The organism is uncultured Sphingopyxis sp. (assembly GCF_900078365.1).
Taxonomy (GTDB): domain Bacteria; phylum Pseudomonadota; class Alphaproteobacteria; order Sphingomonadales; family Sphingomonadaceae; genus Sphingopyxis.
Genome location: NZ_LT598653.1, coordinates 111,975 through 124,163, shown reverse-complemented (window position 1 = coordinate 124,163; position 12,189 = coordinate 111,975). Strand labels below are relative to the sequence as shown.

The 12,189-nt window shown below is 64.3% G+C and carries 17 protein-coding genes; 6 read left to right on the top strand and 11 right to left on the bottom strand.

Annotated elements, in window-relative coordinates:
• The first annotated feature begins 7 nt into the window (after positions 1-7).
• From QZL87_RS00580 to QZL87_RS00560, 5 genes are all read left to right on the top strand, one after another.
• Entirely contained in the window at positions 8-307 is a 300-nt protein-coding gene (locus QZL87_RS00580) for an RNA-binding S4 domain-containing protein (protein ID WP_295322508.1), read from the top strand.
• A 173-nt stretch (positions 308-480) separates the two neighbouring features.
• A complete protein-coding gene (gene fdxA / locus QZL87_RS00575) occupies positions 481-819 on the top strand; it encodes a ferredoxin FdxA (RefSeq protein WP_188235565.1) in 339 nt (112 codons plus the stop codon).
• 357 nt (positions 820-1,176) lie between these two features.
• Complete coding sequence (clpP, locus tag QZL87_RS00570; protein WP_295322505.1) at positions 1,177-1,827, top strand: ATP-dependent Clp endopeptidase proteolytic subunit ClpP; 651 nt, start codon at positions 1,177-1,179, stop codon at positions 1,825-1,827.
• Between the two features lie 260 nt (positions 1,828-2,087).
• Positions 2,088-3,359 (top strand): ATP-dependent Clp protease ATP-binding subunit ClpX, encoded by a 1,272-nt coding sequence (clpX, locus tag QZL87_RS00565; RefSeq protein ID WP_295322502.1) that lies wholly within the window; start codon positions 2,088-2,090, stop codon positions 3,357-3,359.
• Between the two features lie 271 nt (positions 3,360-3,630).
• Positions 3,631-6,153 (top strand): TonB-dependent receptor, encoded by a 2,523-nt coding sequence (locus tag QZL87_RS00560; RefSeq protein WP_295322500.1) that lies wholly within the window; start codon positions 3,631-3,633, stop codon positions 6,151-6,153.
• A 349-nt stretch (positions 6,154-6,502) separates the two neighbouring features.
• Here QZL87_RS00560 and QZL87_RS00555 read toward each other — a convergent pair whose 3' ends face one another.
• From QZL87_RS00555 to QZL87_RS00510, 10 genes are all read right to left on the bottom strand, one after another.
• The gene (locus tag QZL87_RS00555; protein ID WP_295322498.1) at positions 6,503-6,913 is read right to left on the bottom strand and encodes a SufE family protein; all 411 of its coding nucleotides are present in this window, start codon (positions 6,911-6,913) and stop codon (positions 6,503-6,505) included.
• 182 nt (positions 6,914-7,095) lie between these two features.
• Entirely contained in the window at positions 7,096-7,341 is a 246-nt protein-coding gene (locus QZL87_RS00550; RefSeq protein ID WP_295322497.1) for a hypothetical protein, read from the bottom strand.
• Positions 7,342-7,364: 23 nt separating this feature from the next.
• Positions 7,365-7,625, bottom strand: coding sequence for a hypothetical protein (locus QZL87_RS00545; protein ID WP_295322496.1), 261 nt, complete (start codon positions 7,623-7,625; stop codon positions 7,365-7,367).
• 34 nt (positions 7,626-7,659) lie between these two features.
• Positions 7,660-7,923 carry a hypothetical protein gene (locus QZL87_RS00540; RefSeq protein ID WP_037554916.1) on the bottom strand — a complete coding sequence of 88 codons (264 nt, stop codon included), beginning with the start codon at positions 7,921-7,923 and terminating at the stop codon, positions 7,660-7,662.
• Positions 7,924-7,936: 13 nt separating this feature from the next.
• Positions 7,937-8,257 (bottom strand): hypothetical protein, encoded by a 321-nt coding sequence (locus tag QZL87_RS00535; RefSeq protein ID WP_295322494.1) that lies wholly within the window; start codon positions 8,255-8,257, stop codon positions 7,937-7,939.
• A 10-nt stretch (positions 8,258-8,267) separates the two neighbouring features.
• Positions 8,268-8,567: a hypothetical protein gene (locus QZL87_RS00530; protein WP_295322492.1), complete on the bottom strand. Its 300-nt coding sequence runs from the start codon at positions 8,565-8,567 to the stop codon at positions 8,268-8,270.
• 38 nt (positions 8,568-8,605) lie between these two features.
• The gene (gene pspC, locus QZL87_RS00525) at positions 8,606-8,986 is read right to left on the bottom strand and encodes an envelope stress response membrane protein PspC (RefSeq protein ID WP_058804067.1); all 381 of its coding nucleotides are present in this window, start codon (positions 8,984-8,986) and stop codon (positions 8,606-8,608) included.
• 1 nt (position 8,987) lies between these two features.
• Positions 8,988-9,266 (bottom strand): envelope stress response membrane protein PspB, encoded by a 279-nt coding sequence (gene pspB, locus QZL87_RS00520; protein WP_295322487.1) that lies wholly within the window; start codon positions 9,264-9,266, stop codon positions 8,988-8,990.
• A gap of 12 nt (positions 9,267-9,278) precedes the next feature.
• Positions 9,279-9,941 carry a phage shock protein PspA gene (pspA, locus tag QZL87_RS00515; RefSeq protein ID WP_295322484.1) on the bottom strand — a complete coding sequence of 221 codons (663 nt, stop codon included), beginning with the start codon at positions 9,939-9,941 and terminating at the stop codon, positions 9,279-9,281.
• 114 nt (positions 9,942-10,055) lie between these two features.
• The gene (locus QZL87_RS00510; protein WP_295322481.1) at positions 10,056-10,340 is read right to left on the bottom strand and encodes a hypothetical protein; all 285 of its coding nucleotides are present in this window, start codon (positions 10,338-10,340) and stop codon (positions 10,056-10,058) included.
• Between the two features lie 61 nt (positions 10,341-10,401).
• On the opposite strand from QZL87_RS00510, the gene pspF reads away from it, so the two are divergent.
• The gene (pspF, locus tag QZL87_RS00505) at positions 10,402-11,427 is read left to right on the top strand and encodes a phage shock protein operon transcriptional activator (protein ID WP_295322479.1); all 1,026 of its coding nucleotides are present in this window, start codon (positions 10,402-10,404) and stop codon (positions 11,425-11,427) included.
• 127 nt (positions 11,428-11,554) lie between these two features.
• Here pspF and QZL87_RS00500 read toward each other — a convergent pair whose 3' ends face one another.
• On the bottom strand, positions 11,555-12,064 hold the full coding sequence (locus QZL87_RS00500; RefSeq protein ID WP_295322477.1) for a hypothetical protein: 510 nt from the start codon (positions 12,062-12,064) through the stop codon (positions 11,555-11,557).
• Positions 12,065-12,189 lie beyond the last annotated feature (125 nt).

Here is a 12,189-nt window from a genome sequence, read left to right as displayed (position 1 = left end):
CGCGCTTATGGCAAGCCCCGGCGCCGCAGGAAGCATCCGGCTCGACAAGCTGCTGTGGTTCCTGCGTTTCGCCCGCTCGCGCAGCATCGCGCAGGCGATGGTGGCGGCGGGGCATATCCGGCTCGACGGGCGGCGCGTCACCCGCTCGTCCTGCGCGGTCCACGCCGGCGCGACATTGGTGCTGCCGGTCGGCGAGCGCATCGAGGTGATCCGCCTCCTGACCCTCCCGCTGCGCCGCGGCCCGGCGCCTGAAGCGCAGGCCTGCTACGTCCGGCTCGATTCGGAAGCCTCCGCCCCCTCCAGCTGAACTATCGGCGGGCGAGGAAAAGCTGTCCCCCCAAAGCGCGCGCTTTTCCCTATCGAGTGAGAGTGATTCGCAACTGTCGCTTTGCGTTGACGCGTAACATTCGCGCGGCTTAGAGGCGGGGGCATTCATTGTCCGGACGGCAAGGGTGCCGCCGACCAAGGGAGCGAATACCCATGACCTATGTCGTCACCGATGCCTGCGTCCGGTGCAAATATATGGACTGCGTCGAGGTGTGCCCCGTCGACTGTTTCTACGAGGGCGAGAATATGCTCGTCATCAATCCGAACGAGTGCATCGACTGCGGCGTGTGCGAACCCGAATGCCCCGCCGAGGCGATCCTGCCCGACACCGAGAGCGGCCTCGAAAAATGGCTCGAGGTCAACAGCAAGTTCAGCGCCGAATGGCCGAACATCACGGTCAAGAAGGACAGCCCCGCCGACGCCGACGAATATAAGGGCGTCGAAGGCAAGTTCGAAAAATATTTCTCGCCCGAACCGGGCGAAGGCGACTAATCGCTTGATGCGAGACAGCGGGGCGGGACTTTCCCGCCCCTTATTTTTTGGCGAGAGTGACCCTTAATCCTCCCTGTGGCGAAGCCATGGGGAGGGGGACCGTTCGCGAAGCGAATGGTGGAGGGGCCAGCGATGTCGCGCCACAGCCCCTCCGTCAGCGGCTGCGCCGCTGCCACCTCCCCATGGCTTCGCCACAGGGAGGATCGATCCACCGCCACCCACCCACGCTACCACCATCAACCGTCCCCCATGATTTGCCCCCTTGAAACGCTCCGCCTTGCCGCCGATGTAGGTCACCGAAGGGGGAGCCCGCCGGTCCTCGGCGTGGCAACCCGGAAAATATAAGGACTCTATTCCATGATCGACCCGCTCGCCGCCCTTGTTCCCGTCGTCGTCGAGCAGACGAGCCGCGGCGAACGCAGCTTCGACATTTTCTCGCGCCTGCTGCGCGAACGGATCGTCTTCGTCACCGGCGAGGTCGAGGACAATATGGCCTCGCTGATCGTCGCTCAGCTCCTGTTCCTCGAATCGGAAAATCCGAAGAAGGACATCTATATGTACATCAACTCGCCGGGCGGCGTCGTCACGGCGGGCATGGCGATCCACGACACGATGCAATATATCCGCCCGCGCGTCGGCACCGTCTGCATCGGCCAGGCGGCGTCGATGGGCAGCTTCCTGCTCGCGGCGGGCGAGCCCGGGATGCGTGTCGCGCTGACCAATGCGCGCGTGATGGTCCACCAGCCGTCGGGCGGCGCGCGCGGCATGGCGTCGGACATCGAGATCCAGGCCAAGGAAATCCTGCGCATCAAGAAGCGGATGAACGACCTCTATGTCAAATATACGGGCAAGTCGCTGAAAGAGATCGAAAAGGCGATGGACCGCGACACCTTCCTCGAAGCCGACGAGGCCAAGGAATTCGGTATCGTCGATCATGTCTACGACCGCCGCCCGGGCCTGCCCGGCGACGACGCGCCGAAGGATGTGAGCGAGGGTCCGACACCCTGATTCGTTAGCGCACGGCGCCGGCCCGCTCCCCCTCCCAGCCTCCCATAGGATACCGTGTCGGGAGGCTGGGAGGGGGAGCGCGCCGGCGCCGTACGCCAAAGCAAGGACTCTTGGTAACCCTGTTTCTTGACGCTCGCTTGGCGCCTTGGCGCTAGGCGGAACATTGAACCGATGTCACCCAATTGCCATATTGTAATTGGGTGACCGGGGGCTAGGATAAGGACGGCGCCGCCCCTTTTGGGCCCGCCATAGGAAGATTTATGACGAAATTGAGTGGCTCGGACAGCAAGAGCACCCTCTATTGCTCCTTCTGCGGCAAGTCGCAGCACGAAGTCCGCAAGCTGATTGCCGGGCCGACCGTGTTCATCTGCGACGAATGCGTCGAGCTGTGCAACGACATCATCCGCGAAGAGATCAAGGGCGGCGTCGCCGCGCGCAAGGACGGCGCGGTACCGACCCCGCTTGAAATCTGCCAGCATCTCGACGCCTATGTCATCGGCCAGAACACCGCCAAGCGCGTGCTGTCGGTCGCGGTGCACAATCATTACAAGCGCCTCGCGAACAGCGGCCGCGGCGACGATGTCGAACTCGCAAAGTCGAACATCCTGCTCGTCGGCCCGACCGGCAGCGGCAAGACGCTGCTCGCGCAGACGCTCGCGCGTTTCCTCGACGTACCCTTCACCATGGCCGACGCAACGACGCTGACCGAGGCGGGCTATGTCGGCGAAGATGTCGAGAACATCATCCTCAAGCTGCTGCAGGCCAGCGACTATAATGTCGAAAAGGCGCAGCGCGGCATCGTCTATATCGACGAGATCGATAAAATCTCGCGCAAGGCCGAAAATCCGTCGATCACCCGCGACGTGTCGGGCGAAGGCGTGCAGCAGGCGCTGCTGAAGCTGATGGAAGGCACGACCGCGAGCGTCCCGCCGCAGGGCGGCCGCAAGCATCCGCAGCAGGAATTCCTGCAGGTCGACACGACGAACATCCTGTTCATCGCGGGCGGCGCGTTCAGCGGCCTCGAAAAGATCATCGGCGACCGCCTTCAGGGCAAGTCGATCGGTTTCGGCGCGCATGTCGCCGGCCCCGACGAGCGCCGCTCGGGCGAAGTCCTCAAACAGATCGAGCCCGAGGATCTCCTCAAATTCGGCCTGATCCCCGAATTCGTCGGACGTCTGCCCGTGATCGCGACGCTCGAGGATCTCGACGTCGACGCGCTGGTCAAGATTCTCGGCGAGCCCAAGAATGCGCTGGTCAAACAGTATAAGAAGCTGTTCGACCTCGAAGAAGTCGCGCTGACCTTCACCGACGACGCGCTCGTCGCGGTCGCCAAGAAGGCGATCGAACGCAAGACCGGTGCGCGCGGGCTGCGCTCGATCGTCGAGGCGATCCTGCTCGATACGATGTTCGACCTGCCCGACCTCACCGATGTGGTCGAGATCGTCGTCGACAAGGATGTCGTCGAAGGCCGCAAGGATCCCGTCCGCGTCTATGCCGACAAAAGCAAGGAAGCGGCGGGCGACGCCGCCTGATCCCGAGTCGCGCGCCGCGCCGGCGCGCGACTTCATGTTGCATTGCAGCAACAGTAGCAGAAAAAAACGCAGCCGCGCCTGTGGATAAAAACCGGCACGGCACGCGAATCCGTGCTTTTTCCATCCTCGGCCGAGCGGCGCAGCGCGCACGGCTTGCACTGTCACAATTGCTGTCACAATCGTGCCACATGCGGGCTTCAGGGGCGCTCGCAGGTCTTGGCGCGCCCCGATCGCGCGCCTGCCGAACGCACACCAAAGGGGACATCCTGAAATGAAATTCCGTCAAACGCTCACCGCCAGCGTTGCGCTGCTTCCGGTCGCGCTGCTCTCCACGCCGGCTTTCGCCCAGTCGACCGGCTCGGTCGACTTCGACGACGAAATCGTCGTCACCGGCACGACCTCCACCGACGTGGGCGGCGTCTCGCTGCCCAACACGCCGAAGGCGAAGCAGGTTCTGGACGAAGAGATCATCCGTCGCCAGCGTCCCGGCCAGACGGTCAACGACATCGTCAATCTGGTCCCCGGCGTCAATTTCCAGAATAACGACCCGTGGGGTTCATCGGGCGGCGGCTTCACGATCCGCGGCTTCTCGGCCGACCGCATCTCACAGACCCTCGACGGCCTACCGCTCAACGATTCGGGCAATTACGCGCTCTACACCAACCAGCAGGTCGATCCCGAAGTGCTGGAACAGGTCAACGTCAACCTCGGCGTCACCGACGTCGACAGCCCGACCGCATCGGCGGTCGGCGGCACGATCAACATCCGCACCCGCGTTCCCGCCAACGAATTCGGCGTCACCACGACGATCAGCTATGGCGACATCGTCGCAAGCGGCCGCCAGCGCAGCCGCCCCTATATGCGCGGCTTCCTGATGATCGACACCGGCGACATCACGGGCATGGGCACCAAGGCGTTCGTGTCGGCGAGCTACACCGGCTATGATAACCCGTTCAACAATTACGGCCGCGTCAAGAAGCAGCAGTATAACGGCCGCATCTATCAGGAGATCGGATCGAACGGCGACTTCGTCTCGGTCGCGGGTCACTATAACGAAAACCGCAACAATTTCTTCGGTTCGTTCCAGCTGCCCGATTTCCCGACGGCCCGCAAGGATCGCTTCTACGACATCAACTATCCCTGCACGATCGACCCAACCGTCGATTACAGCGATTCGGCGACCAGCGGCGGCTGCGGTGTGGAGTTCGACCGCCGCTACAATCCGTCGAACACAGGCAATATCCGCGGCTCGTCGCGCTTCACTCTCGCCGACAGCCTCGTCCTGACGGTCGATCCGAGCTATCAGTGGGTGAAGGCGAACGGCGGCGGCGTCGAGGATCTGCGCGAAGGCTTCCGCAACGTCGGCGGCGTCGACTATACCGGCTATATCGGCGGCGGCTATTATTATGGTCGCGACCTCAACGGCGACGGCGACATCAACGACCGCGTCGGCGGTCTCGATCCCAGCCAGACCAACACCCGTCGCTATGGCGTCATCGCGTCGCTCAACTACGACATCAACGACGATCACCATGTCCGCCTCGCCTATACCTGGGACCGCGCGCGGCATCGCCAGACGGGCGAAACCAACCTGCTCCAGCTGAACGGCGAGCCCATCGACGTCTTCCCGGTCAACGATCCGCTCGAAACGGTCGACGGCTTCGTGCTCAACAAGCGCGACCGCCTGTCCTATGCGATCCTGCACCAGGTGTCGGGCGAGTATCGCGGCGAGTTCGGCGACCTGACGGCGATCCTCGGCGTCCGCGCGCCCTTCTTCACGCGCGAACTCAACCAATATTGCTTCACGACCACGCCCAACGCGGGTCAGGGCTTCATCGACTGCCTCGGCACCCAGGATACGGCCGCCTATGAAGCGGCGAACCCGAACTATGCGCCGCCGCAGTCGCGCACCTACAAATATGACGACATCCTGCCGAACGTCGGATTCACCTACAAGTTCGGCAAGGCGTCACTGTTCGCCAACTATGCCAAGGGCTTGTCGGTGCCGGGCACCGACCCGCTCTATGCGTCGCTCTATTTTGCGGAAAACACGCCGGGCGTCCGCCCGGCGCCGGAAACGACCGACAGCTTCGACCTCGGCGTGCGCTGGTCGAGCGGCAACATTCAGGCCCAGCTCGCCGGCTGGTACACAATGTACGACAACCGCCTCGCCACCGCCTACGACCCGATCCAGGACACGACGCTGTTCCGTAACCTGGGCCGCGTCGACAAATATGGCATCGACGGATCGGTTTCGTGGCGCCCGACGCCCGACACGCTGCTCTATGTCTTCGGTTCGCTTACCGAATCGGAGATCAAGAACGACCTGCTTAACGGCACCTGCTCGCAGGATGCGGTTGACGCCGGTCAGTTCGGCTGCGCGGCCGTGGGCGATCCCGCCTATATCCAGCTCGGCGGCAAGCGCGAGAGCGGTTCGCCGACCTTCTCGGTCGGCGCCCGCGGCCAGGTTCGCCTCGGCGCGGTCGAGATCGGCGCGCAGGTCAAGCACACCGGCAAGCGTTATGTGAATGACGAGAATCTGCCCATCTTCGACGATGGCGCGCAAATCTTCGGCGCCACCGTGGGCGGTTACACGCTCGTCGATCTCGACGTGCGGTGGAACATCGGCAAGATGTGGAACGATCGCGACGTCGCGCTGCAGTTCAATATCACCAACCTGTTCGACGAGCTTTATGTCGGCTATTTCGGCGGCTCGCTCGACTCGAGCAGCTCGCCGTTCGTCCAGATCGGCCCGCCGCGCGCGGCGAGCGTGTCGCTCATCCTCGGCTTCTAAGCCGCGGCGAACGCAAGAAAGGGGCGCGGGAGGCAACTCCCGCGACCCTTTCTTTTGACGGCTTCCGGCTGGTAGCGGACCTATGTTTTATCGTCACCCTGGACTTGATCCGGGGTCCATTCACGCAGCGTGGAAAGAATGGATCCCGGATCAAGTCCGGGATGACAAATGTCCGAAACCAGCCGATTGCGGCCTCCTACATCGTCATCCCCGCGAAAGTGGGGACCCGCGCGTGCGTAGGCTGACCCCACACTGGGTTCCCGCTTTCGCGGGAATGACGAAGGTAGCGAATGGCGGCTCACCACCCCGAAGCGGCCCTTATGGCCGTCGCCGACAGGCCTCTCTCGGATCAATCCGCCGCGATACGGCGGGCGGTGTCCTGAACAAGCGCGACCATGTTGGGGACGCCCTGCGTGCGGTTCGACGATAGCTGGCGCGTGAGGTCGAAGGGGGCGAGCGCGGCGGCGATGTCCATTGCGGCGACCTCGCGCGCCGGCTTGTCCTGCACCGCGGCGAGGACGAGCGCGACGATGCCCTTGGTGATCGCGGCATTGCTGTCGGCGAGGAAATGGAGCCGGCCGTCATCGCGCGGCACCGGATAGACCCAGACGCTCGCCGAGCAGCCGCGCACCAGCGTCGCGTCGGTCTTGAGCGCATCGGGCATCGGCTCCAGCTCGCGGCCGAGCTCGATCAGCAGGCGATAGCGATCGTCGCCGTCGAGAAAATCATATTCTTCGAAGATGTCGGAGAGACTGCGCATGGCGGCGGCAGTGGCAGATTTTGGAAAGGGTTGGAAGGGGAAGCATCGCCCCTTCTGACCGTCGCCCCCGCGAAGGGCGTTTCAGAGTCACGTGCCTCTGAACGCGGCCGCTATCGGCGTTGCGCAAGGCTGCCAGCGGCCCCCGCCTTTGCGGGGGCGACGTTCTTTTTCATGGCGACGGTTTACAGATCGACCCCCGCCGCGATCGCTTCCAATTTGCGCAGCCGTTCCTTGAGGTCGGCGATCTCGATCCGCGAGCCGGCGTGCGGGACTGCCGCATCCTGCGCCAGCGGCGCGTGCCCCGCGGCCAGCTCCTCGCGCTTGAGCTGGATCCAGTCGCGCCAGCCGCGCAGCGCGACGAGGCTGACGATGCTCAGCGCGCTGAGCGCGACCGCGGCGGCGGTGAAGTCGGGCGTGATGAAAGCCATGAGCGTTGCTCCTTTACCGGCGTTCAGATTTTGCTGTTGTCGCGCAGCTTCTCGATTTCCTGATCGAGCGTGACCGCGCGGTTGTTGTCGGTGGCGATGCGTTCGAGCACCTGGATCCGGTCCTTGAGCGCACGGATCTCGGCCTGCAGCGCCTTGGTCTCGGCGTCGTTGCCGACGACATAATCATGGCCGTGGCGGTCGCGGCGGATGCCGTGCTTGGCGCGGATGATGCTGCCGATCGTCACAATGAGGACGATGCCGATGACCATTTCAAACGGGCCCATGGGGAGGTTCCTTTCCTATTCTCTTATCGTTGCGTCAGTTGAGCGGGGCGTCGCGCAGCTTTTCGATCTCGTCGGCGACATCAATTCCCTTGTCGGTAACGATGCGCTCGAGAACGCGGACGCGCGCCTCCAGCCGTTCGGTGTGCGCCGCATATTGGGCGGCCTTTTCGGCGGTCTCGTTGGTGATCGCCTTGAACTGCCGTTCCTTGAACTTCAGGTGACGCTCATAGGCCGCGTAGCCGATGCCGAGCGTCACGGGCAGTCCGACGACGATCAGAAGGATGACGATGGCTTCCATGGTTCGGGTCTCCTCAGTTCGCCGGACGCCGCAGCGCCTCGATCTCGCTTGCCACCCGGTGGCTTTCGTCGGTGACGATGCGCTCGATCACCGCAAGGCGATCCTTCACCGAGCCGAGCTCGGCGCGCAGCTGGGCGTTTTCCTGGCTGATCAGCTTGACGCGCTCCATCGCCTCGTCGCTGGTCTTGGGATAGACCGCCTTGCCCCAGCTGTTTTCGAGCGGATAGCCGTTCTTGACGCGCAGCCAGGTGGTGAAGACCCAACCGGCGACCCCGGCGAGGCCGACGATCGCGGCGACGGGGGCGATGGTGTTCAGGATTTCGAGTTCCATCATTCTTATCCTCTCAGCGCAGGCGGTCGATCTGGTCGGCGAGTTGCGCCGCTTTGCCGCCCTCTTCGGTCGCGATGCGTTCGAGCACCGCAATCCGTTCTTCCAGCCGGCTGACCTGCCCCGCCAGCTTGGCGTTGTCGTCGGTTAGCAGGGCGATTTTTCGATCAGCGTCGGGGTCGGTTCGATGAACCGTGCCGCCCCATTCATTCTCGACGGGATAGCCGTGCTTGGCGCGGACCCAGGTGGTGAACATCCAGCCGCCGATCGACAAGGCGATGATGGCGAGGACGAAAGCGGTGCCACCGAAATTCATATATCGTCTCCCTGTTGCCGTTTCCGTCTGAGGCCCGATCAGCGGAGAGCGTCGATCTCGTCGGCGAGGCGGCGGTTGTGGCTCGTATAATATTGCTCGATGTCGGCGAGCCGGCGGTCGATGTCGCGGAAGCGCGAGCGGATGTCGCGGGTCGAGGCGCTGGGGTTCGAGCGCACGCCCTGCCAGAATTTCGCCTCCTCGTTCGAGCCATAGAGCGCGAAGGGTTTCGGCGTGCCCATCCAGGCGACCATCCAATATGCGATCAGCGTCCAGGGGAAGCCCCCCATCAGCGTGAGCAGCACCGCGCCGACGCGGACCCAGAGCACGTCGATCCCGCTATAGTCCGCGATCCCCGCGCACACGCCGCTCCATTTGGCGTTCTGCTTGTCGAGATAGAATTTGGTGCGGCTGGCAGACATCTCAGTTCCTCCGGTTCGTCATGTTTTCGAGTTGCGCCAGCTCTTCATCGCTGCGTACCGCGGGGCGGAAGTCGGGATGGTCGGCGCTGATGATGCGTTCGACGGTGTGCAGGCGGTTTTCGAGCCTTCGTGCGGTGTCGTAGAGTTCGTCGAGCAGCTGTTCGTCTTCCCCGGTCAGCGTCTTGGCCTGCTTCCACTTGGTGATGTAGTGGAGGATCAGCCAGGGCAGACCGAGGAAGAGGGTGCCGATGACGATCGGGACGATGATGATCTCTTCCATCGGTCGGGCTCCTTACTTCTTGCCCTGCGCGGCCTTCAGCGCGGCGAGCTCGTCGGCGACCTTGTCGGCGGCCTGCAGCTCGGCGATCTCCTCGTCGAGCGACTTCTTGTAGCCGAGGCCGAGCGCATCGGCGCGGCCCTCCGCTTCGTCGACGCGGCGTTCGAGGATCTCGAAGCGCGAGAAGGCGTCTTCGACGCGGTCGCCGTTGGTCATCTCGCGCAGCTTGTAGCGATTCTCGGCGCTTTCGAGGCGATTGACGACGCTCGACTGGCGCGCGCGCGCTTCCGAAAGCTTCTTCTGGAGCTTGGCGATGTCGGCTTCATAGCCGGTCAGCGCGTCGTCGAGGACGGCGATCTCGGCCTTGAGGCGCTCGGCCATGTCGCCCGCCTTCTGCTTTTCGACCAGCGCGGCGGTGGCGAGATCCTCGCGGTCCTTCGACAGCGCAAGTTCGGCCTTTTCCTTCCAGCTGTCCTGCAGGCTTTCGAGCTTGGCGATGTGACGGCGCATCTCCTTCTGGTCCGCGATCGTGCGGGCGGCGGAGGCGCGGACTTCGACGAGCGTTTCGTTCATCTCGAAGATGATCTGGCGGATCATCTTTTCCGGATCCTCGGCCCGGTCGAGCAGGTCGGTGACGTTGGCGGCGATGATGTCGCGGGTTCGTGAGAAAATACCCATTTGAAACTCCTGTCGAAAACTTGAGACCTTATGTCTTTTTGGGGATGTCTGTTCTTGAAAAAGGCTGGTGCCGGGGCGGGGCAAGGGGGGAGAGTGCCCCGGCACCAGTGCCGGTCAGGCCATCGGACTGACCGCCGGGGTCGAAGCAGCACCGACCAGGCCGACGACCGGAAGGCCGGCGGCGTTGGCGGCGGTGGCAGGATAGTCGATCGCGCCGACGAGGACGGCCAGCGCACCCACCGCGCTGAACGCGAAAGTGGCGGCCTGGGCAATCTTCGTTTTCATCGTTTCAACCTTCCTGTTTTGCTGCACCGGAGCGCTGTGCGCCGGTTCGCTGAAATCGTTGCACGAGCCGTGCCAATTGCTGGAAATGACAGAAAAGTGGGAAATGTCGCTCACAATTCCTTGTCTCGCCCGATTTGGCTTGCCAATCAGCGGGAAAATTTGCCAATGATTGGGAATGGAGCGCGAAACGCAATTCATCGGCCAGTCGGCGGCCTTTCAGGACGCGGTCGAGCGCGCGAGCATGGCCGCGGCGCTCGACCGTCCGGTGCTGGTGATCGGCGAGCGCGGGACGGGCAAGGAGCTGATCGCCGAGCGCCTCCACCGCCTGTCGGCGCGCTGGGACAAGCCCTATGTCATCATGAACTGCGCCGCGATGCCCGAGACGCTGATCGAAAGCGAGCTGTTCGGGCACGAGGCGGGCGCCTTCACCGGCGCGACGCGCAGCCGCGCGGGGCGCTTCGAGGAGGCCGACGGCGGCACTTTGTTCCTCGACGAGCTCGCGACGATGTCGATGGGCGCGCAGGAGCGCCTCTTGCGCGCGGTCGAATATGGCGAGGTGACACGCGTCGGCGCGTCGCGCCCGATCCGCGTCGACGTGCGGATCGTCGCCGCGACCAACGAGCATCTGCCCGCGCTGGTCGATGAGAATCGCTTCCGGGCAGACCTGCTCGACCGGCTGTCGTTCGAGGTCATCACCCTCCCCCCGCTGCGCGCGCGCGAAGGCGATATCGAGGTGCTCGCCGAATATTTCGGGACACGCATGGCGGCGGTGATCGGCTGGGACGAATGGCCCGGCTTCGGCCCGCGCGCGCTCGCGGCGATGGAGGGACACGACTGGCCGGGCAATGTCCGCGAGCTGAGGAACGTCATCGAGCGCGCCATCTATCGCTGGGCCGACCCGTCGAAACCGGTCGATGCGCTGAGCTTCGATCCGTTCGCGAGCCCGTGGCAGCCCGCGGTGCGCAAGGCGGCGGCGAAGGCCGAAGCGCCCGCCGTATCGAATGCCGATCCGGCGGCGGCGACCACGGCACCCACCGGCCCGGTCAGCGATCTGCGCGCAGCGGTCGACAGCTATGAACGAACCATCCTCGCCGACACGATGGCGCGCTGCCGCTTCAACCAGAAGGTCGCGGCCGAGGCGCTGGGGCTGAGTTACGACCAGATCCGCCACGCGCTGAAGAAGCATGGGCTGAATCAGTAGCATCAGCGAAACCCCAAACCCGTTTGCCCTGAGCTTGTCGAAGGGCAGTCCTTCTTTTTGCAACGTTCAAAGAAAGGACGGTGCTTCGACAAGCTCAGCACAAACGGAAGAAATGGGCGCGCCCCTTCTACCCCCTTGGCAACCCGGCGCTCAGCGCCTCGATCACCGCATCCTGCGTCGCGGCGAGATCGGCAAGCCGGTCGCGCAGCGCATAGATGTCGGGCAGGCCGTCGATGTCCTCCGCGACGCTGCGATCGAGATAGAGCCGGTCGATGTCGGCGAGCGCCGCGGTGAGCGGCGCGCGCGCCGCGATGAGACGCGAGATCGCCTGCTGCGCGACGACCCAGCGTTCGCCAGCGACCGGCGCGCCCGCCGCGGCGGCGACGAGCGATGCGGCGGGGCCGCGCTCGGCGGCGAAGGCTTGCTGTCCGGCGGCGGCGTCCGCCTCCCAGCGCGCGAGCCGCCCGGCGAGGTCGGCGGGCAGCGGTCCCGGCGGCGCGATGACGACCGCGGGCGGCGCGACGTCGAATCGCCCCTCGACCGCGCGCTTCGCCAGCGAGGGGCCGTCACTGGACTGCGTCGCGGCACAGGCAGGCAGCGACAGGAACAACGGGGTGAAAAGAAGGACGCGCTTCATCGCCGCCCCTGATATGGTCGCGCCCGTGGCGCAGCAAGTGCCGAATCGGAAGTTTTTCTATATTCGGCTAACGCCGAACGCGGTGCCAGCCCGCTCCCCCACCCAGCCTTCCATCGAGGATACGC